Genomic DNA, 21496 nt, shown 5'->3' with positions numbered 1-21496 from the left:
TTATCCTTCGCCTCTCGACAGCAGCACGACAGGCGCGAGAGGCCATGCCGGGGAGCTCGTTTTTCGCTGAACTCCGCAAGCGGAAGGTCATCCAGTCCGCGGCGATCTATTTCGCCGTCGCCTGGGGCGTCGTGGAGGTCACGGTCACTGTCGTCGAGCAGTTGTTCCTGCCTCAGTGGGTGGCGACGGTCGCTGTCATTGCCTTCGTCATGGGGTTCCCGGTGGCGATGTTCCTCGCCTGGACCTTCGATCTCACGTCCGAGGGCCTGGAGCGCACGGTCGTATCCAGCCGGCGGGGCAAGGCCACGATCATCGGCGCTTTGGTCCTCTTGCTCGCCGGAACCGCGGGTTTGTTCTTCCTCATCACGCCGGGACTCGAGTCGCGTGTCGACCGGACGGCTCCGGTTTCCGTCGCGCCGAACAGCATCGCCGTGCTGCCTTTCGAGAACACGGGACCGGACCCGGGTGACGCGTACCTGGGCGACGGCCTCAGTGACGAGTTGCGCGACCAGCTCGGACAGGTGCCGGGGATCCGGGTGGCGGCCCGCTCCTCCTCCGTCGTTGCGCGCCAGCAGGGCCTCGGGGCCCAGGCCGCGTCGGAGAAGCTGGGTGTGGCCAGCCTGGTGGAGGGCAGCATGCGCCGCCAGGGAAGCCGATTGAGGATCTCCGTGCAGCTGATCGAGGGTCGCACCGGCCTGGCGCTCTGGTCGCAGACCTACGAGCGGAGTCCGGCCGAACTGGTGAACATCCAGCAGGAGATCGTGCGTGCCGTGGCGGGGCTGGTGCTGCCGGACGGCAGCTACGAGCTGGCCCGCCCGGCGACCCGGGATGCTTCCGCCCACGAAATGATGCTGCTCGCGCGGCATTACGAGCAGCAGGTCCGGAATCGCGAGACGGTGGATGAGGGCCTGCTGGTGCAGGCCGTCGAGCTGTACCGCCAGGCCAGCGAGGCCGATCCGGAGTCGGCACTGGCGCACGCCCGGTTGGGAGCCGCTCTCCTGTACCTGGGCGACCTCGACGGCGCCGAGGCGCCGATCTTCAGGGCGCTTGCGCTCGACCCCGGTTTGTCGGAAGTGCAGAACACGGTGGGTCTCTACTACTGGGCGCGGGGACTCCCGGAAGCCGGCCCCGCTTTCGAACGGGCCGTGGAACTCAACAGCAACAACGTGGACGCGCTGCACAACTACGCCGAATGGCACTGGCTCCAGTACGACCGGGGCGGCTTGCCGGAACTGCTCGAGCGGGCGGTGGCGCTCGACCCGCTGTCCTTGTCGCGCCACGCGGCGCTTGGCGAGTACTACGGGAAAGAGGGCCAGGTGGAGCAGGTGCAGCTCATCATGCGCCGCGTGATCGAGCTGTTCGACGGGGTGGAAGCCTATCGCCTGGTCGGCCGGTTGCAGGAACTCATGGGCAACGTCGACCAGGCGATCGCCTGGACCCTGCGCGCCAGGGACGCCGAACCCGACAACCCGGACCACCGCGGCCGGCTGGCCGAGCTGTACGGCGTTCTCGGCGACTTCGAGGCCACGCTGGCGCTCGAGCCCGAGCCCAGCCTCGGCCTGCTATTCCTGATGCGGCGTTACGAGGCGCTGATCGACCTGGCAGAACTGCAGATGATCGAGCATCCTGACGACATCTCGGCGCGATACCTGCTCGCTTTTGCCTATCATGCAACCGGCAATCACGCGGGGGCCATCCGTATCCTGAGCACGACCGGCCAGCCCGACATCGTACTCGACAATACGAGCCGGACCGTCGGCGACCACTTGGGCTTTTTTATCCTGATCGATGCGCTGGCCGCGGCAGGAGAGGAGGAAACCGCACGCCGGCTGGCGCTCGCGGTAGACAGGTTCCACGTGGGACACAACACCAGTTGGTGGTACCACTTCCACATCGGCTGCATAGAGGCGCTCCACGGCCGGACCGAAGCAAGCCTCGACCGACTCGCACTGATCAAGAACAGCCCGGAGTTGCCGTGGGAGTCCCTGCTGCGCGATTCACACTGCGTCCAGCAGCTTGCCGACGAGCCCGCCTACCAGGACGTGCTGCGCCATACGGAGGCGCGCCGGCGCGGGCTCCGCGAGCGACTGCCCGCCACCCTGGCGGCTTTTGCAGAGGCACCCTGATCAGTCGCGGCCGAAGAAGCGGGTGATACCGAGGGTCACCGCATTGTCGATCTCGTTCGACTGGTCCGCGTACACCGACGTGTAGTAATGGAACGAAACAACGTGCTTTCGGCTGAGGACGTAATCGGCGCCGAGGCCGACATTCGTGTAGCGGTGCGCGAGCAACCGGTCGTGTTGCCACCAGATCGCCGTATCGAAGTCCGCCGGGTCCTGGTAGAGCGGGTCGTCCGTGATGTCCTGCGGCATCCGCAGCCCGTTGGGCGTGTTCTTGTAGGAGACGAACACGCTGGCAAAAAATCTCGGCGTGAAGTAATAACCGGCCGAGCCGAACAGCAGCCAGTGGTTGACGTCCACCCCGAGCGATTTCTCGCTGATCACGTAGGCGACGCTCCCGCTGAAATACCAGTCGGAGAAATAAGGCTGGAAGCCGATGTCGACGCCGACAGGAATCCGCCAGAGATTCGGACCGATGATCGCCTTGCCGTAGAAAGGATAATCGGTCGTGGGGACACCGTACGAGATAAAGGGTGACACGCTCAGCGGCCCTTCCAGGGCCAGGTAGCGCACGCCGACCGTCAGGTCCTGGAACCCCCCGTGATAGTCGCCGTCATCCACGAGCGTGCGGTCCGGCGGGTCGAAATTCACGAACTCGCTGAAGTCATGCGGCCCCGTGCCCTGGTGCTGTTTCTGGATGTAGGGCAGGCTGGCGAAAACGTTCCACCGCGGCCCGAGTGCGTAGTCCCCGGAAAGCAGCAGGACATGGGAGTCGGTGGTGCCGACGTCGCCGCCCGACTGAAAGAGGGCGGAGTCGTCGTAGAAATCGCCGGTCCGTATGTACTGGTACTCGATCCGCAGGCTCGCATCACCCTTCGACTGGCCCGCGGATGCCGGGGCCGCCGCGAAGAGCAGCCCGGCCGCGCCGAGCGCGGCCAGGCGGAAAGGCTGTTGGCAATCGGAGAACACGGAAGGCATCGCTTGTGGCGCTCCCCGAAAGCGATCCGGGTCTAGATTTCCGAGCGCCGCAGCGACTCGTGGATCGCCCTGAGGTAGTGCTTGATCTCGTCCCGGTCGGCGACCATGACCTTGGCGTAACTTTGGCTGGCAATCTCACGCTCGCTCGCGTTGACGGCCACGGGCAGGAAGTCCACCTTGGACGATGCCTTGCTGACTTCCACCGCCTCGTGGTCTCGGTAGGGCGCGATCACGACATCGTAGCCGCCCCCGGCAAGCACGGCGCTGAGCTCGAGCTGATTGTCCACCAGCCTGACCCCGTGGCCGGCCATGGCGAGCGCTTCCGCGAGTTCCTGGGCGCCTTCGGAGTGGCCATACACCAGGACGTTGCCCGGCAGAGGCGCTGTGTAGACCCGGTAGGAGACACCTTGCCCGACCCTGTACAGGCTGTCCCCACAGGCCAGGACCTGTGACGAAGCGAGCGTCGCCAGTAAAGCAGCGATAATCTTGACCCGGATGTCCATCGCTCAGCCCTCCGCTACGAGCAAACGCAACAGCGCAGGGAGACATTACTAGCACATGCTTGACAAAGGCGCAAAACTAGTGGCGCAAGCAGGCTTCGCCGCGGCCAGGCGACCGTTACGCCTGACTCCCGTACCACCAGCCGGTGATGCCATAGCGGAAGCCCTTCGCCCAGGGCATGACCTGGGTAACGAAATGAGGCGTTGGCACCTTGAACAGGCTGAGGGAGTTCCAGCGCGGCACAAAGGTCTCCGCCACCTGCCCGTCCGCCCCGGGAAACTGCAGCAGCCCGCCCCAGTCCGGCTGCCAGTCTTTGGACAGGTTGAGGACGTAGGCATAGCGGCGACCTTCCTCGTCCTGGCTGTCGTCGTGTTGCCGCAGGAAATGTCCCGGCCGGTAGCGGGTCGCTTGTGCCCCGACGAGCTTGAGGTGCGAATTGCCGGTGAATGACCTGATGAATTCCAGGAACTGCGGGGCGTTGAAAAATCCCAGCACCTGGTGGGTGGGAAACTCGGGATCGCCGCCCGCCTTGAGTGCCTTGACCACCTGGTAGCGGTCGTAAACAAAGTGAAATCCCTCGCGGGCGGTCTGCCCGGCGGCGTTGATGATCGCCTGGTCTTCATCACTACCGGGTTGCGCAGGACGCTCCGCTTCGCCGCGCACCGCTGTCGCCCAAGGCACGTCATTGGCCAGGCACCGCCACAGCCATTCGGCGACTTCGGGCTGGAGGAAACCGGGAATCTGGATCCGGCCGGTCTCCCGCAGCTTCCGCCGCCAGGGTTCGAAATCCAACGCGTTATTGATCATCCTGACCGCCGTTCAAATGGGTGCCCGGGTCGGCAACGATTATATTGCACCGGCCTCACCGCCGGCATGTCCCTTGAGACTGGCCCGGTCGATCGTCTCATTCTTCGCGCCGGATTATGGTTCGCTTACGGCCTCGGGGCGCACCAACGCTTTCCTGCCCCGCGGAGAATCGTCCGGATATTCGATTTTTATCCCCATGATCCCCTGAATACGCCGCACGTTTACGGACGTTAGCGCCCCCGCATACTGTATACAATCATTCCGCCAGCGCCCGGGCCGCCGTTCCTCGCGCCTGGCGCGCCGGACTGATGCGATCCATGGTCGTCTCGATCCACTCCCGCCCCAGGCGCGTGATCTCCTCGTGCGAGCGCTCGGCCGTGTCGATCGGTGGGCCGATCACGACCTTGATGACTCCCGGGGCCTTGAGGAAACTGCGCCGCGGCCAGAAGTCGCCGGCGTTATGGGCCACAGGGACGATCGGTACGCCGGCGGACTTGGCCAGCGCGGCGCCGCTGATGCCGAAGCGGCGTTCATGGCCCGGCCGGACCCGCGTGCCTTCCGGGTAGATGACCACGAACAGGCCGTCTGCGAGCCGCTGCCGCCCCTGTTCGATGACCTGCCGGACTGCCCTGCGCCGGGCTTGTCGGTTGATGGCGATCGGGCGCAGGGCCGCCAGCCCCCAGCCGAAGAACGGCACCCACATGAGTTCGCGCTTGACCACCCAGGTCTGCGGCGGAAACAGCAGCGCTCCGGCCATCGTCTCGAAGACCGATTCGTGCTTCCAGTACAGGATGCACGGGGCAGCAGGAATGTGCTCGCGACCTTCGACCTCGAATCGCAGCCCGCACAACTTGTCCAGCAGCCACAGGTTCACCTCGGCCCAGTTTACCGCGACGCGATACGAGGCGCGGTGGCCGAACGGTGCCACCAGCAGCACTGCGGTCGCGTGCACCGGCACCGACAGGAACAGCACGGTCGTGTACAACAGTGACCGCAACCAGGTCACCGGCCCACCCCGCAGTCAGCCGCCGGTCGAGCCGATTCTCGACACATCCGCGATGCCCATGAACAGGCCCTGCAAACTGGCCAGCAGCGCGAGCCGGTTGGCCCGCAAGTCCGGGTCCGGGTCCATCACCAGCACGTCATCGAAAAAGCGGTCCACCGCAGGCCGCAGCGTAGCCAGCCTTTCCAGCGCTTCCCGATAACGACGGGCCGTGACGAGCGGCGTCACTTCCGCAGCCAGTTCGCGCACCTGGCTGTCGAGCGCCTGCTCCGCCGGCTCGCGCAGCAAGCCCCGATCGACCGCTCCCGATACACCGCCCTCGGCCTGGCGCAGGATGTTCGCGATACGCTTGTTGGCCGCGGCCAGCGCCGTCGCGGCGTCGAGCCGGGTGAACTCGAGGACGGCCACCAGTCGCTGGTGGAAATCCACCAGCGAGGCCGGCTGACGTGCCTGGACGGCATTGAATACGTCCAGCCCGACGATGACCGGAGCGCCGCCGTCCACGTAATAGCCGCGCAGCCGATCGAGCAGGAACTCCACGATCTCTCCGGCGTCGCCGCCGGGGACCGGTTGCGCCGCGGCCGCTTGGGCCACGAGCGCAGGCATGTCGAGGTCGAGCTCGCACTCGACGAGGATCCGCAGTATCCCCAGCGCGGCACGCCGCACCCCGAAAGGATCGCGATTCCCCGTCGGCCGCTGGCCGATGGCGAAAATCCCGGCCACCGTGTCGAGCTTGTCGGCAAGCGCCAGCAATTGCCCGGTGCGTGTCGCGGGCAGCCGATCGCCGGCGAAGCGCGGCAGGTACTGCGCCTCGATCGCTGCAGCGATATCGGGGTCCTCGCCGTCCGCAAGCGCGTAGTAGCGCCCCATCGTGCCCTGTAACTCCGGGAACTCGCCCACCATCGCCGTCACGAGGTCGCACTTGGCGAGCCGTGCCGCGCGCCGTACCGCAGCGGGGTCCTCGCCGAGGCGCTCGGCCATCTGCACGGCGAGCGCGGCGACCCGCCGGCTCCTGGCGCCGGTGCTGCCCAGCTTTTCCTGGAACACGACGTTGTCCAGCAGCGCTTCGCGCTCGGCCAGCGGCGCCTTGCGATCCTGCGCCCAGAAAAACGCGGCATCCGCGAGTCGTGGCCGGACCACGCGCTCGTTGCCGTGCCGGATCACTTCCGGGGAGGCGCTTTCCAGGTTGCTGATGGTGATGAACCGTGGCGCCAGGCGGCCATCGGCGCGTCGCAGCGGAAAATAGCGCTGGTGATCCTGCAGGGTGGCGATCAGCACTTCTTCGGGCAGGGCCAGGAAGCGTTCCTCGAACGCCCCGACCACCGGCACCGGCCACTCGACCAGCGCCGTCACTTCGTCCAGCAGCGCTGGATCGAGCACGAGACGCTCGCCGTGCTCGGCCGCGGCCGTCTCGGCCTGGTCGCGGATCCGCGTTCTCCGGGTCTCGAAACACGGCACCACGTAACCTTCGTCCTCGAGCCGCCCCGGGTAATCGTCGGGCCCGGCGAGTTCGATCGGCGTCGGTGCCATGAAGCGGTGGCCGCGCGTGTGCCGCCCCGCTTCGATGCCGTACATGGAGCAGGCGACGACGTCCGGCCCGAGGAGCATGACCAGCCAGTGCACCGGGCGGACGAACTCCGCCTCGGCTGCGCCCCAGCGCATCCGGCGCGGCACCGGCAACGCCGCCAGCGCGCTTTCGACCAGTCCCGGCAACAGCGTCGCCGCCGCGGCGCCCGTCTCCGTCTTGTGTGCGTAGACGTAGCTTCCCTTGGCCTCTTCCTGTTCCACCAGCGCGTCGCAGTCTACGCCGGCCGAGGCGGCGAACTTCTCCGCCGCCCGCGTCCACGCGCCGTCGACTCGCGCCACCCGCATCGGGGGTCCCCGCAAGGCAACGGCCTGGTCCGCCTGGCGCGTTTCGAGGCGTCGCACTTTCAGGGCCAGCCGCCGGGGGGTGGCGAAAGCCTCGACATCCCCGTGACCGAGACGGGCCTCCGCGAGCCGCGCCACGAGGCCGTCGCGAAACGCCGCCGACAGCGCAGGCAGGGCCTTGGGCGGCAACTCCTCGGTGCCGAGTTCGACCAGGAAATCCGCGCGTTCAGTCATGCGTGCCTCCCGTCGCGGCCTGGACCATGGGGAAGCCGAGTGCTTCGCGCGAGGCGTAGTAAGACGACGCTACGCCGCGCGCCATGGCGCGCACGCGGAGGATGAAACGCTGGCGCTCCGTCACCGAGATCGCGCGGCGAGCGTCGAGCAGGTTGAATGCGTGGGAGGCTTTCAGGACCTGCTCGTAGGCGGGCAAGGCGAGCCCGTCGGCCAGCAGCGATTCACAGGCCGTTTCGTGTTCGTCGAACTGCCTGAACAACACCGCGACGTCGGCCTGCTCGAAATTGTAGTGCGACATTTCCACCTCGTTCTGGTGGTAGACGTCGCGATAGGTCACCCGGCCCAGCGGCCCGTCGGACCAGCAGAGATCGAATACGCTGTCCACGCCCTGCAACACCATGGCGATCCGCTCGAGGCCGTAGGTGATCTCGCCGGTCACAGGGCGGCAGTCCAGGCCGCCGACCTGCTGGAAATAGGTGAACTGCGTGATCTCCATGCCGTTGAGCCAGACTTCCCAGCCGAGGCCCCATGCGCCGAGCGTCGGCGATTCCCAGTTGTCCTCGACGAAACGGATGTCGTGCAGCCGCGGGTCGATGCCCAGCGCGCGGAGCGACCCGAGGTAGAGCTCCTGGATTTCCAGCGGCGAGGGCTTGATGACGACCTGGAACTGGTAATAGTGCTGCAGGCGGAAGGGGTTGTCGCCGTAGCGTCCGTCGGTGGGGCGGCGGCAGGGCTGCACGTACGCGGCGCTCCACGGTTCCGGACCGATGGCGCGCAGGAACGTCGCCGGATGGAAGGTTCCGGCGCCGACTTCGAGGTCGAGGGGTTGCATCAGGACGCAGCCGGCCCCGGCCCAGTAGCGTTGCAGCTCGAGCAGCAGATCCTGGAAGGTGGCGGGCGGCGTGCCGAGTTCCGCGGCGGCCATGGCTGTCCCCATGCTGGCGAAGCGCGCAAGTATAACTCAGCGCCACACGCCGCCGGCGCGAGCTATTCTGGTGCAGAGGATCCGCCGTGACGCACCAGGCTGGTGCGCTCTGCGGGCGCCCGATGACCCGCCCGGAGCCCAAGCGCTTGAATTGTCATGCGCCGCCGCCGGAGGGTCGGCTGGCACGGTTCCTGCATCGCAACATGAAGACCAGTTCCCAGTTCGCCCGCCGAACCCCGGCATCCAGTCCGGGGAGACGGGCCCCATCGCATCCAGACTCGGAGGAATGACCTGATGAAAGCGAAAGACGTGCTCGAGCTCATGAGTGAAAAGGAGGTCGCCTTCGTGGACCTGCGCTTCACCGACACCAAGGGCAAGGAGCAGCATGTAACCCTGCCGGCGAGCAAGGTCGATGCCGACATGTTCGAGGAAGGCAAGATGTTCGACGGTTCTTCCATCGCGGGATGGAAGAGCATCAACGAGTCCGACATGATTCTCATGCCGGATCCGGCGACGGCCGTCGTCGATCCTTTTTCGGAAGACACGACGATCAACATCACCTGCAACGTGGTCGAACCGTCCACCATGCAGGGCTACGAACGCGACCCCCGCTCCCTTGCGCTGCGCGCCGAGGCCTACCTGAAGTCCACGGGCATCGCCGACGTGGCCTATTTCGGTCCCGAGAATGAGTTCTTCATTTTCGACGACGTGCGCTGGAGTTCGGAGATGAAAGGCGTCTCCTACCAGATCGACTCTTCCGAGGCGGGCTGGAATTCCGAGAAGATCTATCCGGACGGCAACTTCGGCCACCGCCCGACCATCAAGGGCGGCTACTTCCCGGTGCCCCCGGTGGATTCGCTGCACGACATACGCTCCGCCATGTGCCTCGTGCTCGAGGACATGGGGCTCGATCCCGAAGTGCACCATCACGAGGTGGCGACAGCCGGCCAGTGCGAAATCGGCGTGGCCTTCAATTCGCTGGTGAAAAAAGCCGACGAAGTGCAGAAGCTCAAGTACATCGTCATGAACGTGGCGCAGGGTTACGGCAAGACGGCCACCTTCATGCCCAAGCCGCTGGTCGGCGACAACGGCAACGGCATGCATGTCCACATGTCGCTGGCCAAGGACGGCAAGAACCTGTTCACCGGCGAGGAATACGGCGGCCTGTCCGAAACGGCGCTCTATTTCATCGGCGGCATCATCAAGCATGCACGCGCGCTGAACGCGTTCACGAACCCTTCGACCAACAGCTACAAGCGCCTGGTCCCCGGCTTCGAAGCGCCGGTCAAGCTGGCTTACTCCGCGCGTAACCGCTCGGCCTCGATCCGCATCCCGTACATCCCCAACCCGAAAGGGCGTCGTATCGAGGTGCGTTTCCCGGATTCGACGGCGAACCCGTATTTCGCCTTCGCCGCGATGATGATGGCCGGCCTGGACGGTATCCAGAATCGTATTCACCCGGGCGATCCGATGGACAAGGACCTCTACGACCTGCCGGCGGAAGAGTCGAAGAGCATCCCCGAGGTCTGTTATTCACTCGAGGAAGCGCTCAATGCGCTCGATGCCGACCGCGGCTTCCTGACGGCCGGAGGGGTCTTCACCGACGACCTGATCGATGCCTACATCAGCCTCAAGACGGCCGACGTCCTGCGCCTGCGCATGACGACGCATCCCGTCGAGTTCGACATGTATTACAGCGTCTGACGAGTCTGGAGGACGCTTTTCGGGCGGCGGGAGCCATCCCGCCGCCCGCTTTTTTGTCAGGCGGCCGGTCGCACCGCTATGCTAGGGGTTCGGGCGGTTCCTGGAGAATGTGCGATGCGCTGGATGTGGATGGCCCTGCTGTTGACGCTTGCGCTCCAGTCGGCGGTGGCGAAGGAAATGTGGCGCTGGGTGGACGAGCGCGGCGTCGTGCACTTCTCCGATCGCCCGCAGCCCGGCGCCGAGCGTGTCGAGCTCGCCCCCGTGCAGACCTTCACGGCACCGCGCGTGGAGGCCGCGCCGGCCGAGCCCGAAACCGCAAGAGAGAGCGCCGGACAGGATACCGGCAGCTATTCACAGCTCGCCATCGTGTCTCCCGAGGAAGGCGAAATGCTGTGGAATATCCGTGGCGAACTCAACGTGCGCCTGCGCATGGAGCCGGCATTACGCGAGGGCCACCGTTTGCAGGTCTACCTGGACGAACAGCGCGTCGAGAATGTTCCCCAGTCCACCCAGTTCACGCTGGACGAGGTGTATCGCGGCGAGCATCGCCTGCGCGCCTCCATCGAGGACGAGCGCGGTCGTGAACTCGTCTCGAGCGGCACCGTCGTCTTCTACGTCCAGCAGGCGTCCCTGCAAAACCCGAACCGCCCCAGCCCGTCGCGTGGGCCGGGCGGCTGAGAGCACGGCCACGCCTCCCCGCGGTGACTATCTCGAGAACCTCACGACCGGCGTCGTCATTCTTGGCGCCGGCCTCGACGTGCGCTACGCGAACCCGGCGGCGGAGCAACTGCTGGGCGTGAGCCGCCAGCAACTGGCCGGCCGCGTCCTTCCCGAGGTGGTGCCCGGCCTCGGCATCATCACGCCGCTGCTGGCGCGGGTTCGCGATACGGGCCAGGGCTTCGCGCCCCGCGAAGTGGTCATCGCGGCGCGTGCGGGCGGCGAACCGGACCTCGCCCTGGACTGTGCCCTGACGGTTTTCGAAAATTCGGATGGCGCCCACGAACTGTTGCTGGAGATGGCGGATGCCAGCCGGCGTCTCCGGATCGACCGGGAAAAAGCCCTGCTCGCCCAGCTCGAGGCGAGCCGCAGCATGGTGCGCCAGCTGGCGCACGAATTGCGCAATCCGCTCGGCGGCATCCGCGGCGCCGCGCAGCTGCTGGAACGGCAGCTCGAGTCACCCGCCCAGAAGGACTACACGGCATTGATCATCCGGGAATCCGATCGCCTCGTCGGGCTGACCACCGCGCTCCTGGGGCCGGCCCGCGCCGCACGCAAGCGCCTGTTGAACATCCACGAGCAACTCGAACACGTGCGCCAGCTCATCGTGGCCGAGAGCGGCCCGGAGTTGCGGGTCGAACGGGATTACGATCCCAGTCTTCCGCCGCTGCAACTCGACCGGGACCTCGTCATCCAGGCCATGCTCAACCTGGCGCGCAATGCGCTCGGCGCGCTCGAGGGCCGGGGACGCATCGTGTTTCGCACGCGCGTGGTCAGCAATGAAACCATCGGGCATCGCCGGTTCCGGCTGGGCGCCTGCGTGGAAATCGAGGACGATGGGCCGGGCGTGCCGGAGGCCCTGCGCGAGACGCTTTTTTATCCGCTGGTGACGGGGCGCCCCGGCGGCAGCGGGCTGGGTCTCGCGGTGGCCCAGGAGCTCGTGAACCGCCACGGCGGGCTGATCGAGTACTCCAGCCGGCCGGGGCGCACCGTTTTCCGCATGCTGTTTCCGATCACGGAGGAACCGAGTTGACCCACGACCCCCTCGAGGTATGGATCGTCGATGACGACGAGGGCATCCGCTGGGTGCTGGAACGCGCCATGGAACAGGCCGGCCTTTCGAGCCGTGGCTTCGACAGCGCTTCGCCCGCGCTCGAAGCGCTGGCGCATGGCTGCCCGGACGTGCTGGTCACGGACATCCGCATGCCCGGCCCCGACGGCCTCGCACTGCTCGCCCTCCTGCAGGCCGACTGGCCGGAGCTGCCCGTGATCGTGATCACGGCCCATTCCGACCTCGACAGCGCCGTCGCCGCTTACCAGGGTGGTGCCTTCGAGTACCTGCCGAAGCCCTTCGATATCGACCAGGCCGTCGAGCTGGTGCGCCGCGCAGGGCTGGAGCGCGGCGCCGCGCGCCAGGAGCCCGAGCGTCCGGCGCTGCCCAGCCTGATCGGCCAGGCCGCGGCGATGCAGGAGGTCTTTCGCGCCATCGGTCGCCTGTCCGGCTCCAGCATGACCGTGCTGATCACCGGCGAATCGGGCACGGGCAAGGAACTCGTGGCACGCGCACTCCATCAGCACAGCCCCCGCTCTGCACGTGCCTTCGTGGCGCTGAACACGGCCGCCATCCCGGCGGAACTGCTCGAATCAGAGCTGTTCGGTCACGAGAAGGGCGCATTCACCGGTGCGGAAGCGCGGCGCACGGGCCGCTTCGAGCAGGCGGACGGCGGCACACTGTTCCTCGACGAGATCGGGGACATGTCGGCCGCGCTGCAGACGCGCCTGCTGCGCGTCCTGGCTGAGGGCGAGTTCTACCGCGTCGGGGGCCAGGTCCCCGTGCGCGTGGACGTCCGGGTGATCGCCGCGACCAACCAGGATCTCGCCAGGGGCGTGACGGAAGGGCGGTTCAGGGAGGATCTCTACCATCGCCTGAATGTCATGCGGATCCGCATCCCGCCGTTGCGCGAGCGCCGGGAGGACATCCCTCTGCTGCTCGAGCACTACCTGCGCAAGGCCGCGGACGAACTGGCGGTGCCGGCGAAAACGCTCTCTCCCGAGGTGCTGACGCAGTTCGTCGCATTCGACTGGCCGGGGAACGTGCGCCAGCTGGTGAACACCTGTCGGCGCCTGACCGTGGTGGCGCCGGGACGTGAAATAAGGGTCTCCGACCTGCCTGCCGAGTTCGGCGCCGCACCGCCGCAGCCGCGCGCCCAGAAGTGGCACGACGGTCTCGCGACCTGGGCGAGGCTCCAGCTCGAGGCGGGCGCGGGCCCGTTGCTGGAAGACGCGTTGCCGGAATTCGAGCGCACCCTGATCCGTGTAGCGATGGACCATGCCGGCGGGCGCCGGCAGAACGCCGCCCGCCTCCTGGGCTGGGGACGTAACACGCTGGCGCGCAAGATCCGGGAACTCGGACTGGACGACCTCTAGCGGGATCGTCGCGCGCTCCGGGCGCGCCAGCGGGGCACGGCGTGCCTAGCCGGCCGCCTGCGAAATGCGGGGCACGCCAGGCAGTTGCAGCGTGCCGACGAGCTCACCGATCGAGTCGAAGCCGTGGCGTTGCAGGTATTCGCAGATCCCTGCGTTGATCTTGCTGCACACCAGTGGATCGTAGAACAGCGCGGTGCCGATCCCGACGGCCGAAGCGCCGGCGATGATGAATTCCAGCGCATCGCGCGCGGAAACGATCCCGCCCTGGCCGATGATCGGCACACCATGCGGCGCGGCGACCTGGTGGACCTGGTGAACCTTGAGCAGGGCGATCGGCTTGATGGCCGGGCCCGAGAGGCCGCCCTGCACATTGCCGATGACCGGCATGCGGCGTTCCGCGTCGATGGCCATGCCCATCACCGTGTTGATCACGGCGAACGCGTCGGTACCGGCCTCGATGCAGCGTCGCGCATTCTCCTGGATGTCCGTCTGGTTCGGCGACAGCTTGGTGATCAGCGGCTTGGAAGTGACCCGCCGGCACGCGGCCACGACTTTCGCCGACATGTCCGGGTAGTTGCCGAAGGCCACGCCGCCTTCTTTCACGTTCGGGCAGGAAATGTTGATCTCGATGCCGTCGATGGGAGAATCGTCGAACAGGCGGGTCACGGCGACGTATTCCTCGATCGTCGAGCCGCTGACATTGGCGATGAATCGCGTCTCCGAGAAGTCGAGCGTCGGGAGAATGTCCTGTACCACCGCAGTGGCGCCGGGATTCTGCAGGCCGATGGCGTTCAGCATGCCGCGGGGCGTCTCGTAGATGCGATGCGCCGGATTGCCCAGCCGCGCGCCGCCGGTCGTGCCCTTGAGCACGATCGCGCCGGCGTCCCGATTGGAGAAGCCCGCCACCCGCGTGTACTCTTCGCCGAAGCCCACGCAGCCGGATAGCAGGACGATCGGCGAGGCGAAATGCATGCCGCAGAAATCCAGCGCCAGGGGGTTCTTGTCCGTGTCCACCGTCATGCCTGCTCCAGGTCGGTTCCCATGTTCCACGTGATTCTCTGGCAGCCGGAGATCCCGCCGAACACGGGCAATATCATACGCCTCTGCGCCAACACGGGGGCCTCGTTGTCACTGGTGGAGCCGCTGGGCTTCGCCCTGGACGAGCCGCGGCTGCGGCGGGCGGGCCTCGATTACCACGAGTTCGCGAGGGTGCGCAGCTTCGGCGCCCTGGAGGATTGCCTGGAGGCGCTGGGCGAGCCGCGACTGTGGGCCTTCTCGGCGCGGGCGACACAGTCCTATGCGGCGGCGCATTTCGCCCCGGGCGACGCCTTGCTCTTCGGGCCCGAGACGCGCGGATTGCCGCCCGAGATCATGGCGCAGGCGCCGGCCGACCGGCGGCTGACCATCCCCATGCGCGCGGGGAACCGCAGCCTGAACCTGTCCAACGCGGTGGCGGTCGCCGTGTACGAGGCCTGGCGGCAGCTGGGTTTCGCGATGCCCGCGGACGATGACGCCAGCCCGGGTTGATCCGTCGGGTCGTCGTTCCCCGGTAAGGCGCCGTCTCAACCGCCCGGGGCGAACTCCGATTTGAGCTCGCGTTTCATCAGGGCGACGACCGCGGCCTGCGGCTCGGCCCCCTCGTAGAGAATGCGGTAGATCTGCTCGCAGATGGGCATCTCGATGCCCGCCTCCGCAGCGACCCGATGGACTGCACGGGCGGCGAGGACCCCTTCGACGACCTGCTTGATCTCGTGTTCCGCTTCCTTGATCGTCTTGCCGGCCGCCAGAGCGAGCCCCATGCGGCGGTTGCGGGACTGGTCGTCGGTGCAGGTCAGGACCAGGTCGCCCATCCCCGCGAGGCCCATGAAGGTCGCCGGCTCCGCGCCGAGCGCCGCGCCGAGGCGTGTCATTTCGACCAGGCCGCGGGTGATCATCGCCACGCGGGTGTTGGCGCCGAATCCCAGCCCGTCGCAGATGCCCGCGCCGATCGCGAGGACGTTCTTCACGGCGCCCCCGACTTCGACCCCGATGATGTCGGTCGAGGTGTAGGCCCGGAAGGATTCCCCCGAGAGGTTCTCCGCCAGTTGCAGCGCGTATTCCGCGTCGTTCGAAGCAATGGTCATGGCCGTCGGGAGCCCCATGCCGACCTCGCGCGCGAAGGTCGGGCCGGACAGGACCGCCATCGCGGTGTCGCTGCCGAGAACTTCCCTGGCGACCTGGTGGGGCAGCTTGCCCGTTTCGAGTTCGAAACCCTTCGTCGCCCACGCGAGGCGGGTGCCGGGCTTGAGGAGCGGCTTCATGCGCGTGAGCACGGCGCGGAACGCATGGCTGGGCACGGCGACGACGAGCACCTGCGCCTGCCCGAGAACCTCCTCGAGGTCGGCCAGGGCATGCAGGCTGGGAGGAAATTTCGCCCCCGGGAGATAGCGCACGTTCTCGCGCGCCGCCTCTATGGAGGCCGGGTCGTCCTCGGCGCGGCCCCATAGCAGGGTCGGGCGCCCGCTGCGGGCGAACTGGATGGCCAGCGCCGTACCCCAGGAGCCGGCGCCGATGACCGCGATCGCCTGTGCTTCTCCGGTCTCGCCCATGGCCGGATCAGTGGCTGGCTTCGGGTGCCGCGTCCGGCTGTGCGGGTTGTTCCTGCTGCTGCCGGCGGATGGCCTCGGCCGCCACGGCGTCGAAGTTCACAGGCTGCAGCTGCAGCGCCGGGAACCCCCCCTTGGTGGACATGTCTGCAACCACTTCCCGGGCATAGGGATAGAGCTGCTGGGGGCAGAAAGTGATCAGCGCGCGCTGCAGGTCTTCCGCCTGTAGTCCCTTGAGGATGAACACGCCGGCCTGCTCCACCTCGATCAGGAAGGCCGTCTTGTCGCCCTGCTTGGCTTCCGTCGTCAGGCTGAGGACCGCCTCGTAGGCACCGTCGCCGAGTTCGCTGGTCTTGGTGGCGATGTTCAGCGAGACGTTGGGACGCCATTCGCCGGAAAAGATGGCGGGGCTGTTCGGCGCCTCGAAGGAGCTGTCCTTCACGTAAACGCGCTGCAAAGCCACGGTGACGGGATTCGTATCGATGCCGTCGGTTTTCTGCTCGGCCATGAAAGCTCCTTGAAAGTCGTTGTATCGGTTCTGAAAAGAGTTGTGCGGTAAGCGGGCCGATGGCGACCCGGATCGTCTATTGCTCCGCCTCGAGCGCCTCGTCGAGCCGTCCGGCGGCGTCCAGCGCGTACAGGTCGTCGAACCCCCCGATATGTCGCTCGCCGATGAACACCTGCGGCACGGTACGCCGCCCGCTGCGCTCTTCCATTATGCGCCGCTGGGCCCGGTCCGTATCCACGAGGACGATATCGGGCGTCACGCCCTTGGCCTCGAGCAATGCGATCGCTCGCGTGCACCAGCCACAGTAACGGGACGCGTAAACGAGCACCGGGCGCATCAGGACGCGTCCTTCTTGCGTTGCTTCCTCCCCGCGAAGACCGGGAGGTTCTCGCCTTGCCAGGCGTTCAGCCCGCCGCGGAGGCTGCGCGCCGTCGTGATGCCGCGTTCGGCCAGTTTCCGGACCGCGCCGACCGAGGCGGAGCCGTTGTCGCAGTACAGCAGGATGCCGCGCTCCTTGAGCTTCTCCAGCGCCGGCAGGTGCTGCTCGAGGTCGGCGAGCGGCACGTTTTTCGCGTCGAGAAGATGCGCCTTCTCGAACTGGGCCGGCGAGCGGATGTCCACCGGCTGCGCGCCCGCATTGATCAGGGCGACCGCTTCGGGCGGCGTGACATCGGCGCCCTTGCGCCCCGCGAGGCGCATTTCGTAGGCGAACACGACCACGAACATGAGCAGCATGCCGCCGAACAGGAACGGGTGGCTTGCGGCGTATTGCAGTATGGAATCCATGAGAGCCCTGGTCCGGGAGGGAAGCCGGCAATTATACCTGCTTACGCCGTCTGGTCTTGCCCGATTCCGCCCATCCCCTAAACTCGGGCGACCGTGAAAACTCCGCTCCGCTTCCTGCTCGTGCTCCTGCTGGCCTTCCCTGGCGCCACGATTCCCGCGGTTGCGAGTGACCGCGAGGCCGAGATCAGCCGCCAGCTGGAAACGCTGCAAGCGCGCATCGCGACGATCGAGGAGGCACAGCGGCAGGCCATGGCGCGCCGCGACGAGGCTTCGGAAGCGCTGCGCGATGCGGAAAAAGCCGTGGCGGCCCAGTCGCGGGCCTTGCGGGAGACGCGCCGTGAGCGCAGTGTGCTCGAGACACGGCGCGATGAACTGGCCGCGCAGCGTGCGGAGCTGGCCGCCGGGCTGGAGGCCGACACGGAAGCGCTGGCGGCGGAGTTGCGCGCGGCCTGGATGACGGGCGGCGAACCGCGGTTACGCCTCCTGCTCAGCCAGCAGGATCCCGGGGAGCTCGGACGCATGGCAACGTGGTACGGCTACTTCGCGCGCGACCGCGCGGCACGCGTCGAGCGGTTGCGCGAACGACTCGCCGAACTCGCGGCCGTCGGCACGCAACTCGACGAGGCTCGCCGGCGCCTGGCGGCGGCCGAAACGCGCCAGGCGGCGGCCGTGGCCGCGCTCGATGCGGCGCGAGCCGTCCGCGCGCAGGCACTGGCCGAGCTCGATGCAGACGTGGCGCGACAGGACCAGGTCGCGGCCCGGCTGCGCGAAGAAGCCGCGGGGCTCGAGGCGCTGCTCGACGAGTTGCGTGCGGCGGTGGCCGACCTGGCGATGCCGGACGTGGCGCCCTTCACCGGGCAGCGCGGGCGTCTCGAATGGCCGGTGAAAGGGCCTCTCTCCCGGCGTTTCGGCGAACGGCGGGGGGAAGGGCCGCCGTCCAACGGGGTGTTGATCGCCGCCCCGCGCGGCGCCGAGATCCAGGCCGTCTGGCACGGCCGCGTCGCCTATGCGGACTGGCTGCCGGGTCTCGGCCTGCTCCTCGTGCTCGAGCACGGAGACGGCTTCATGAGCCTGTATGGCCACAGCGAGGTGCTCTATCGCGCCGTCGGTGACTGGGTCGAGGTCGGCGAGGTGCTCGGCGAGGTCGGCGACAGCGGCGGCCGCGATGCGGCAGGCCTGTATTTCGAGATTCGCAACGGTGCGCAGCCGGAAAACCCCGCTGCGTGGCTTCAGCCGGCTGGCAGATAGCGCATAAACTCCTTTAAAAACATTCCTGTAGAGCGTTTGGTATACAAAATACTTTATCCAGTTGGCTGGGATCTCGTTCAGCCGCCGGTCGTTCCCCGCTCTTCTCCTGGCCCGGGTCAGCGCGAGCGCCGAGCGCATTGCCGCCGCAGCCGCTGATTTCTGTTATTTTCAGCCGTTGGACACTGCCCGGACGGAGCAATGAAGGCCCTGGTACTGCGCGGATTATTGGCGGTCTGGCTCGGCGTCGTGCTGGGTCTTTCCGTCGGCCTGGCGCCGCTCGTGCTCGCCGAGCGGGAGACCAGCGCAGAGTCGTCCCTCCCGTGGGACGACGCCAGGCTGCTCGCAGAGGTCATCGAGCGCGTGAAGCGCGACTATGTGGACCGGGTCGAGGATCACGACCTGATCGAGGCGGCGATCCGCGGCATGATCGCGGACCTCGATCCGCATTCGGCGTTCCTGGATCCGGGCCAGTACCGCGACGTGCGGGTGAATACCAGCGGGAGTTATTCCGGTATCGGGATCGAGGTGTCCGCCGCGACCGGCAGCATCGTGGTCGTGGCGCCCATCGACGGGGGTCCGGCCGCCGCCGCGGGGATCGTCGCGGGCGACGTGATCTTTTCGGTGGACGGGATGCCCGTGAGCGGCGCCGACCTCGATGACACGATCGAGCGCATGCGAGGGCCGGTCGGCACGCCGGTGACACTGGGAGTCCTGCGCGAGGGCCAGCCCGATGCGTTGCTGGTCGAATTGCGGCGGGGGCCGGTCAGCGTGCGCAGCGTGCGCGCCGAAATCCTGGCCGGCGGCGAAGCCTACGCAAGAATCAGTCACTTCACCGATGCGACACCCGGCGACCTGGCAGCGGCGCTGCAGTCCCTGGAGGACCAGGTCGGCGGGCCCCTGCCCGGCCTGGTGCTCGACCTGCGCAACAATCCGGGCGGGGTGCTCGACGCCGCGGTCCGCGTGGCCGATATCTTTCTCGACAGCGGCCTGATCGTCTCTGCCGAGGGAAGAACGCAGGATGCCCGCTTCCGCATGGAAGCCCGGCCGGGCGACCGCCTCGCAGGAGCGCCGCTGAGCGTGCTCGTGAACGGTGGCTCCGCGTCCGCCGCGGAGATCGTGGCCGGGGCGCTGCAGGATCATCGCCGGGCCGCCATCGTCGGCGAATCGACGTTCGGCAAGGGTTCCGTGCAGACCATCATGCCGCTGTCCGACGGCCGGGCCATCAAGTTGACCACGTCGCGCTATTTCACACCTTCGGGGCGCTCGATCCAGAGCCGCGGCATCACGCCGGACCTCGTCGTCGAACCGCTCGGCGCCGAAGGCCAGGACGCCCAACTGCTCTCGGCGGTAGCGAGCCTGCACGGCCGCCGGGTGGCCTACGGCGCCACCGCGCTGCCGCCCGAAGTGCGCAAACGATAAGCCGCCATGTGCCGGGCGCCTGATTTTCCACCCTCGTCTCCCGGGACCTGAACGTCGATGCCCTCGTTGCTGCAGCTGCTTTCCAAGGACCGGGATGCGCCCGTGGAGCAGACCGAGTTCCGTGGCCTCGCGCGCAACACCTCGGACGGCGCGTGGCTCCTGCTGGCCCTGGCCGCGCTCTATGTCGTCGTCCCCGGCAGCGAACTGTTCCGTCCCGGGTTGCTGGCCGTGGCATCCGGCATCTACGTCGTTTTCCAGGTCAGCTTGCGGCTGTTGCCGCGGTTCCGCCGCGAAACCCATGCCAAGGTAGGCGTCGAGTTGCTGGTGATGATCGTCTTCATCACGGTGTTCCTGTTTTCGGTCCGGACGCATCCGAGCCTGTTGCTGGCCCTCTACCTGTTGCCGGTAATCATCGCCGCGCTGGCCCTGGGCCGCTGGCCCACCCTGCTCGCCACCGTGCTCAGCGTGACGGGCTTCCTGCTGGCCGGCCTGCTGCGCGACCCGGCCAACCTGCCGGCGGGCCATGAAATCCTCGAATTCGGCATCAGCCTCGCGCCGTTCATCCTTGTCGCCTACGTGACGGCCCTGCTGGCCCACGAGATCGACACCGCCAAGCAGCGCATCCGGACCCTGTCGGAGACCGACGAGTTGACGGGCCTGTCGAACCTGCGGGCGTTCTCGCGCCTGCACCGCCAGGAGCACGAGCGCGCCATCCGCCATCATCGCAGCTACTCGATCATCGTCATGGACCTCGACGGCCTCAAGCAGATCAACGACAGCTTCGGCCACGAGACCGGCGATCGCGCGATCATTCTCTTTGCCAACGTCATCGCGCGCCTGATCCGCACGACGGATGCCGCAGCGCGCCTGGGCGGCGACGAGTTTGTCGTGCTCCTGGCCGAGACCGACGCCGAGCACGCCAGGCGGGTCATGCACCGGGTCCGTTCCGCGGTGGAGCGTTGCTCCATCGAGGTCTCGGGGCGGATGCTCCGCCTGTCGGTCAGCGTCGGCGCCGCCAGTTTTCCCTTCGATGGCCAGGAAGCACGCGCGCTGATCGCCGCTGCGGATCGCGCGATGTATGCCGACAAGCAAGGCCGGGCCGCCGCCCCGGTCGAAAACGAGGCCCCGCAGCCCGAAGTGGTTTAGGCTGTTGCGTTTTCCGTGCCACTGACCGAGGAGATTGCCGATGACCGGGGTGTTGACGCTGGCCTGGCTGCATTATCTGGCCATGATGTTTCTCGCTGCCGCACTGGTGGCCGAGCACCTCCTGTTCTCGCCGCGGCCGGACCTCGCGACGGCGCGCAAGATCGTCGTCGTCGACCTTGTTTATGGTGTATCGCTGCTGGTGGTGCTGATCACCGGCCTGGCGCGGCTGTCTCACGGCGGCAAAGGCATCGCCTTCTACATGCAGAACGGCGCGTTCCATACGAAGTTCACCCTGTTCATCGTGATGGCCCTGGTCTGGATCTATCCCGCTATCAAGTTCATCGGCTGGCGGCGGGCCCTGAAGTCGGGAACCGCCCCGTCGCTCGGCGATGCCGAGGGACGCCGCCTCCTGATGGCCATCCGGATCCAGTTGTTGATCCTCATCCTGCTTCCGTTGCTCGGGGCGATGATGGCGCGCGGCTTCTGGTTCTGAGCAGGGCACCGACCCGCCGTCGGTCA

General features: G+C 67.2%; 21 protein-coding genes. 10 read left to right on the top strand and 11 right to left on the bottom strand.

What is annotated here, in order from left to right; all coding sequences use genetic code 11:
• Nucleotides 1-44: 44 nt before the first annotated feature.
• On the top strand, nt 45-2126 hold the full coding sequence (locus G6032_RS14260; RefSeq protein WP_165282810.1) for a tetratricopeptide repeat protein: 2082 nt from the start codon (nt 45-47) through the stop codon (nt 2124-2126).
• Here G6032_RS14260 and G6032_RS14255 read toward each other — a convergent pair whose 3' ends face one another.
• The 6 genes from G6032_RS14255 to glyQ all read right to left on the bottom strand — a co-directional run bounded on the left by G6032_RS14255 (nt 2127) and on the right by glyQ (nt 8437).
• Entirely contained in the window at nt 2127-3098 is a 972-nt protein-coding gene (locus tag G6032_RS14255; protein ID WP_165282809.1) for a transporter, read from the bottom strand.
• A 32-nt stretch (nt 3099-3130) separates the two neighbouring features.
• Nucleotides 3131-3601: a hypothetical protein gene (locus G6032_RS14250; RefSeq protein WP_165282808.1), complete on the bottom strand. Its 471-nt coding sequence runs from the start codon at nt 3599-3601 to the stop codon at nt 3131-3133.
• A 115-nt stretch (nt 3602-3716) separates the two neighbouring features.
• Nucleotides 3717-4406, bottom strand: a complete 690-nt coding sequence (locus G6032_RS14245) for a 2OG-Fe(II) oxygenase family protein (protein ID WP_165282807.1) — start codon at nt 4404-4406, stop codon at nt 3717-3719.
• 256 nt (nt 4407-4662) lie between these two features.
• Nucleotides 4663-5412: a lysophospholipid acyltransferase family protein gene (locus tag G6032_RS14240; protein ID WP_165282806.1), complete on the bottom strand. Its 750-nt coding sequence runs from the start codon at nt 5410-5412 to the stop codon at nt 4663-4665.
• Nucleotides 5413-5427: 15 nt separating this feature from the next.
• Nucleotides 5428-7512 carry a glycine--tRNA ligase subunit beta gene (gene glyS / locus G6032_RS14235; protein ID WP_165282805.1) on the bottom strand — a complete coding sequence of 695 codons (2085 nt, stop codon included), beginning with the start codon at nt 7510-7512 and terminating at the stop codon, nt 5428-5430.
• Entirely contained in the window at nt 7505-8437 is a 933-nt protein-coding gene (gene glyQ / locus G6032_RS14230) for a glycine--tRNA ligase subunit alpha (RefSeq protein WP_165282804.1), read from the bottom strand. Before glyQ ends, glyS begins: the two co-directional genes overlap by 8 nt.
• Before the next feature lie 294 nt (nt 8438-8731).
• Between glyQ and glnA the strand changes: the two genes are divergently transcribed.
• The 4 genes from glnA to ntrC all read left to right on the top strand — a co-directional run bounded on the left by glnA (nt 8732) and on the right by ntrC (nt 13285).
• On the top strand, nt 8732-10141 hold the full coding sequence (glnA, locus tag G6032_RS14225; protein ID WP_165282803.1) for a glutamate--ammonia ligase: 1410 nt from the start codon (nt 8732-8734) through the stop codon (nt 10139-10141).
• Between the two features lie 114 nt (nt 10142-10255).
• On the top strand, nt 10256-10819 hold the full coding sequence (locus G6032_RS15760; protein ID WP_165282802.1) for a DUF4124 domain-containing protein: 564 nt from the start codon (nt 10256-10258) through the stop codon (nt 10817-10819).
• Nucleotides 10803-11891 (top strand): nitrogen regulation protein NR(II), encoded by a 1089-nt coding sequence (gene glnL, locus G6032_RS15845; RefSeq protein ID WP_346763825.1) that lies wholly within the window; start codon nt 10803-10805, stop codon nt 11889-11891. Before G6032_RS15760 ends, glnL begins: the two co-directional genes overlap by 17 nt.
• Nucleotides 11888-13285 (top strand): nitrogen regulation protein NR(I), encoded by a 1398-nt coding sequence (gene ntrC / locus G6032_RS14210; RefSeq protein WP_165282800.1) that lies wholly within the window; start codon nt 11888-11890, stop codon nt 13283-13285. The genes glnL and ntrC overlap by 4 nt, the downstream gene beginning before the upstream one ends.
• Before the next feature lie 45 nt (nt 13286-13330).
• Here the strand turns inward: ntrC and G6032_RS14205 are convergent, their stop codons facing one another.
• Nucleotides 13331-14305, bottom strand: a complete 975-nt coding sequence (locus G6032_RS14205) for a dihydroorotate dehydrogenase (RefSeq protein ID WP_165282799.1) — start codon at nt 14303-14305, stop codon at nt 13331-13333.
• Between the two features lie 21 nt (nt 14306-14326).
• Here G6032_RS14205 and G6032_RS14200 point away from each other — a divergent pair, with 21 nt between their 5' ends.
• Entirely contained in the window at nt 14327-14812 is a 486-nt protein-coding gene (locus tag G6032_RS14200; RefSeq protein ID WP_165282798.1) for a tRNA (cytidine(34)-2'-O)-methyltransferase, read from the top strand.
• A 35-nt stretch (nt 14813-14847) separates the two neighbouring features.
• Here G6032_RS14200 and G6032_RS14195 read toward each other — a convergent pair whose 3' ends face one another.
• The 4 genes from G6032_RS14195 to G6032_RS14180 form a co-directional block, all read right to left on the bottom strand.
• On the bottom strand, nt 14848-15873 hold the full coding sequence (locus G6032_RS14195; protein WP_165282797.1) for an NAD(P)H-dependent glycerol-3-phosphate dehydrogenase: 1026 nt from the start codon (nt 15871-15873) through the stop codon (nt 14848-14850).
• Nucleotides 15874-15880: 7 nt separating this feature from the next.
• Nucleotides 15881-16378, bottom strand: coding sequence for a protein-export chaperone SecB (gene secB / locus G6032_RS14190; protein WP_165282796.1), 498 nt, complete (start codon nt 16376-16378; stop codon nt 15881-15883).
• A gap of 76 nt (nt 16379-16454) precedes the next feature.
• Nucleotides 16455-16715 (bottom strand): glutaredoxin 3, encoded by a 261-nt coding sequence (gene grxC, locus G6032_RS14185; protein WP_165282795.1) that lies wholly within the window; start codon nt 16713-16715, stop codon nt 16455-16457.
• Nucleotides 16715-17164: a rhodanese-like domain-containing protein gene (locus G6032_RS14180; protein WP_165282794.1), complete on the bottom strand. Its 450-nt coding sequence runs from the start codon at nt 17162-17164 to the stop codon at nt 16715-16717. Before G6032_RS14180 ends, grxC begins: the two co-directional genes overlap by 1 nt.
• A gap of 93 nt (nt 17165-17257) precedes the next feature.
• Between G6032_RS14180 and G6032_RS15945 the strand changes: the two genes are divergently transcribed.
• From G6032_RS15945 to G6032_RS14160, 4 genes are all read left to right on the top strand, one after another.
• Nucleotides 17258-18412: a peptidoglycan DD-metalloendopeptidase family protein gene (locus G6032_RS15945; protein WP_165282793.1), complete on the top strand. Its 1155-nt coding sequence runs from the start codon at nt 17258-17260 to the stop codon at nt 18410-18412.
• A 198-nt stretch (nt 18413-18610) separates the two neighbouring features.
• Nucleotides 18611-19831: a S41 family peptidase gene (locus G6032_RS14170; RefSeq protein WP_165282792.1), complete on the top strand. Its 1221-nt coding sequence runs from the start codon at nt 18611-18613 to the stop codon at nt 19829-19831.
• Nucleotides 19832-19888: 57 nt separating this feature from the next.
• The gene (locus G6032_RS14165; RefSeq protein WP_165282791.1) at nt 19889-20977 is read left to right on the top strand and encodes a GGDEF domain-containing protein; all 1089 of its coding nucleotides are present in this window, start codon (nt 19889-19891) and stop codon (nt 20975-20977) included.
• A 40-nt stretch (nt 20978-21017) separates the two neighbouring features.
• Nucleotides 21018-21470: a DUF2214 family protein gene (locus tag G6032_RS14160; RefSeq protein WP_165282790.1), complete on the top strand. Its 453-nt coding sequence runs from the start codon at nt 21018-21020 to the stop codon at nt 21468-21470.
• Nucleotides 21471-21496: the final 26 nt, after the last annotated feature.

Source organism: Wenzhouxiangella sp. XN24 (genome assembly GCF_011064545.1).
In the GTDB taxonomy this organism is placed as follows: Bacteria; Pseudomonadota; Gammaproteobacteria; order Steroidobacterales; family XN24; genus XN24.
This window is presented reverse-complemented; position numbering and strand designations above follow the sequence as displayed.

Bases quoted from the DNA above. Each gene is read 5' to 3' on its own strand.
- G6032_RS14245 (WP_165282807.1), bottom strand. From the start codon at position 4,406: ATGATCAATAACGCGTTGGATTTCGAACCCTGGCGGCGGAAGCTGCGG.
- G6032_RS14200 (WP_165282798.1), top strand. From the start codon at position 14,327: ATGTTCCACGTGATTCTCTGGCAGCCGGAGATCCCGCCGAACACGGGC.
- secB (WP_165282796.1), bottom strand. From the start codon at position 16,378: ATGGCCGAGCAGAAAACCGACGGCATCGATACGAATCCCGTCACCGTG.
- G6032_RS14195 (WP_165282797.1), bottom strand. From the start codon at position 15,873: ATGGGCGAGACCGGAGAAGCACAGGCGATCGCGGTCATCGGCGCCGGC.
- G6032_RS14180 (WP_165282794.1), bottom strand. From the start codon at position 17,164: ATGGATTCCATACTGCAATACGCCGCAAGCCACCCGTTCCTGTTCGGC.
- G6032_RS14255 (WP_165282809.1), bottom strand. From the start codon at position 3,098: ATGCCTTCCGTGTTCTCCGATTGCCAACAGCCTTTCCGCCTGGCCGCG.
- G6032_RS14165 (WP_165282791.1), top strand. From the start codon at position 19,889: ATGCCCTCGTTGCTGCAGCTGCTTTCCAAGGACCGGGATGCGCCCGTG.
- glyS (WP_165282805.1), bottom strand. From the start codon at position 7,512: ATGACTGAACGCGCGGATTTCCTGGTCGAACTCGGCACCGAGGAGTTG.
- G6032_RS14170 (WP_165282792.1), top strand. From the start codon at position 18,611: ATGAAGGCCCTGGTACTGCGCGGATTATTGGCGGTCTGGCTCGGCGTC.
- grxC (WP_165282795.1), bottom strand. From the start codon at position 16,715: ATGCGCCCGGTGCTCGTTTACGCGTCCCGTTACTGTGGCTGGTGCACG.
- G6032_RS14250 (WP_165282808.1), bottom strand. From the start codon at position 3,601: ATGGACATCCGGGTCAAGATTATCGCTGCTTTACTGGCGACGCTCGCT.
- G6032_RS14160 (WP_165282790.1), top strand. From the start codon at position 21,018: ATGACCGGGGTGTTGACGCTGGCCTGGCTGCATTATCTGGCCATGATG.
- glyQ (WP_165282804.1), bottom strand. From the start codon at position 8,437: ATGGCCGCCGCGGAACTCGGCACGCCGCCCGCCACCTTCCAGGATCTG.
- G6032_RS15760 (WP_165282802.1), top strand. From the start codon at position 10,256: ATGCGCTGGATGTGGATGGCCCTGCTGTTGACGCTTGCGCTCCAGTCG.
- glnA (WP_165282803.1), top strand. From the start codon at position 8,732: ATGAAAGCGAAAGACGTGCTCGAGCTCATGAGTGAAAAGGAGGTCGCC.
- G6032_RS14260 (WP_165282810.1), top strand. From the start codon at position 45: ATGCCGGGGAGCTCGTTTTTCGCTGAACTCCGCAAGCGGAAGGTCATC.
- G6032_RS14205 (WP_165282799.1), bottom strand. From the start codon at position 14,305: ATGACGGTGGACACGGACAAGAACCCCCTGGCGCTGGATTTCTGCGGC.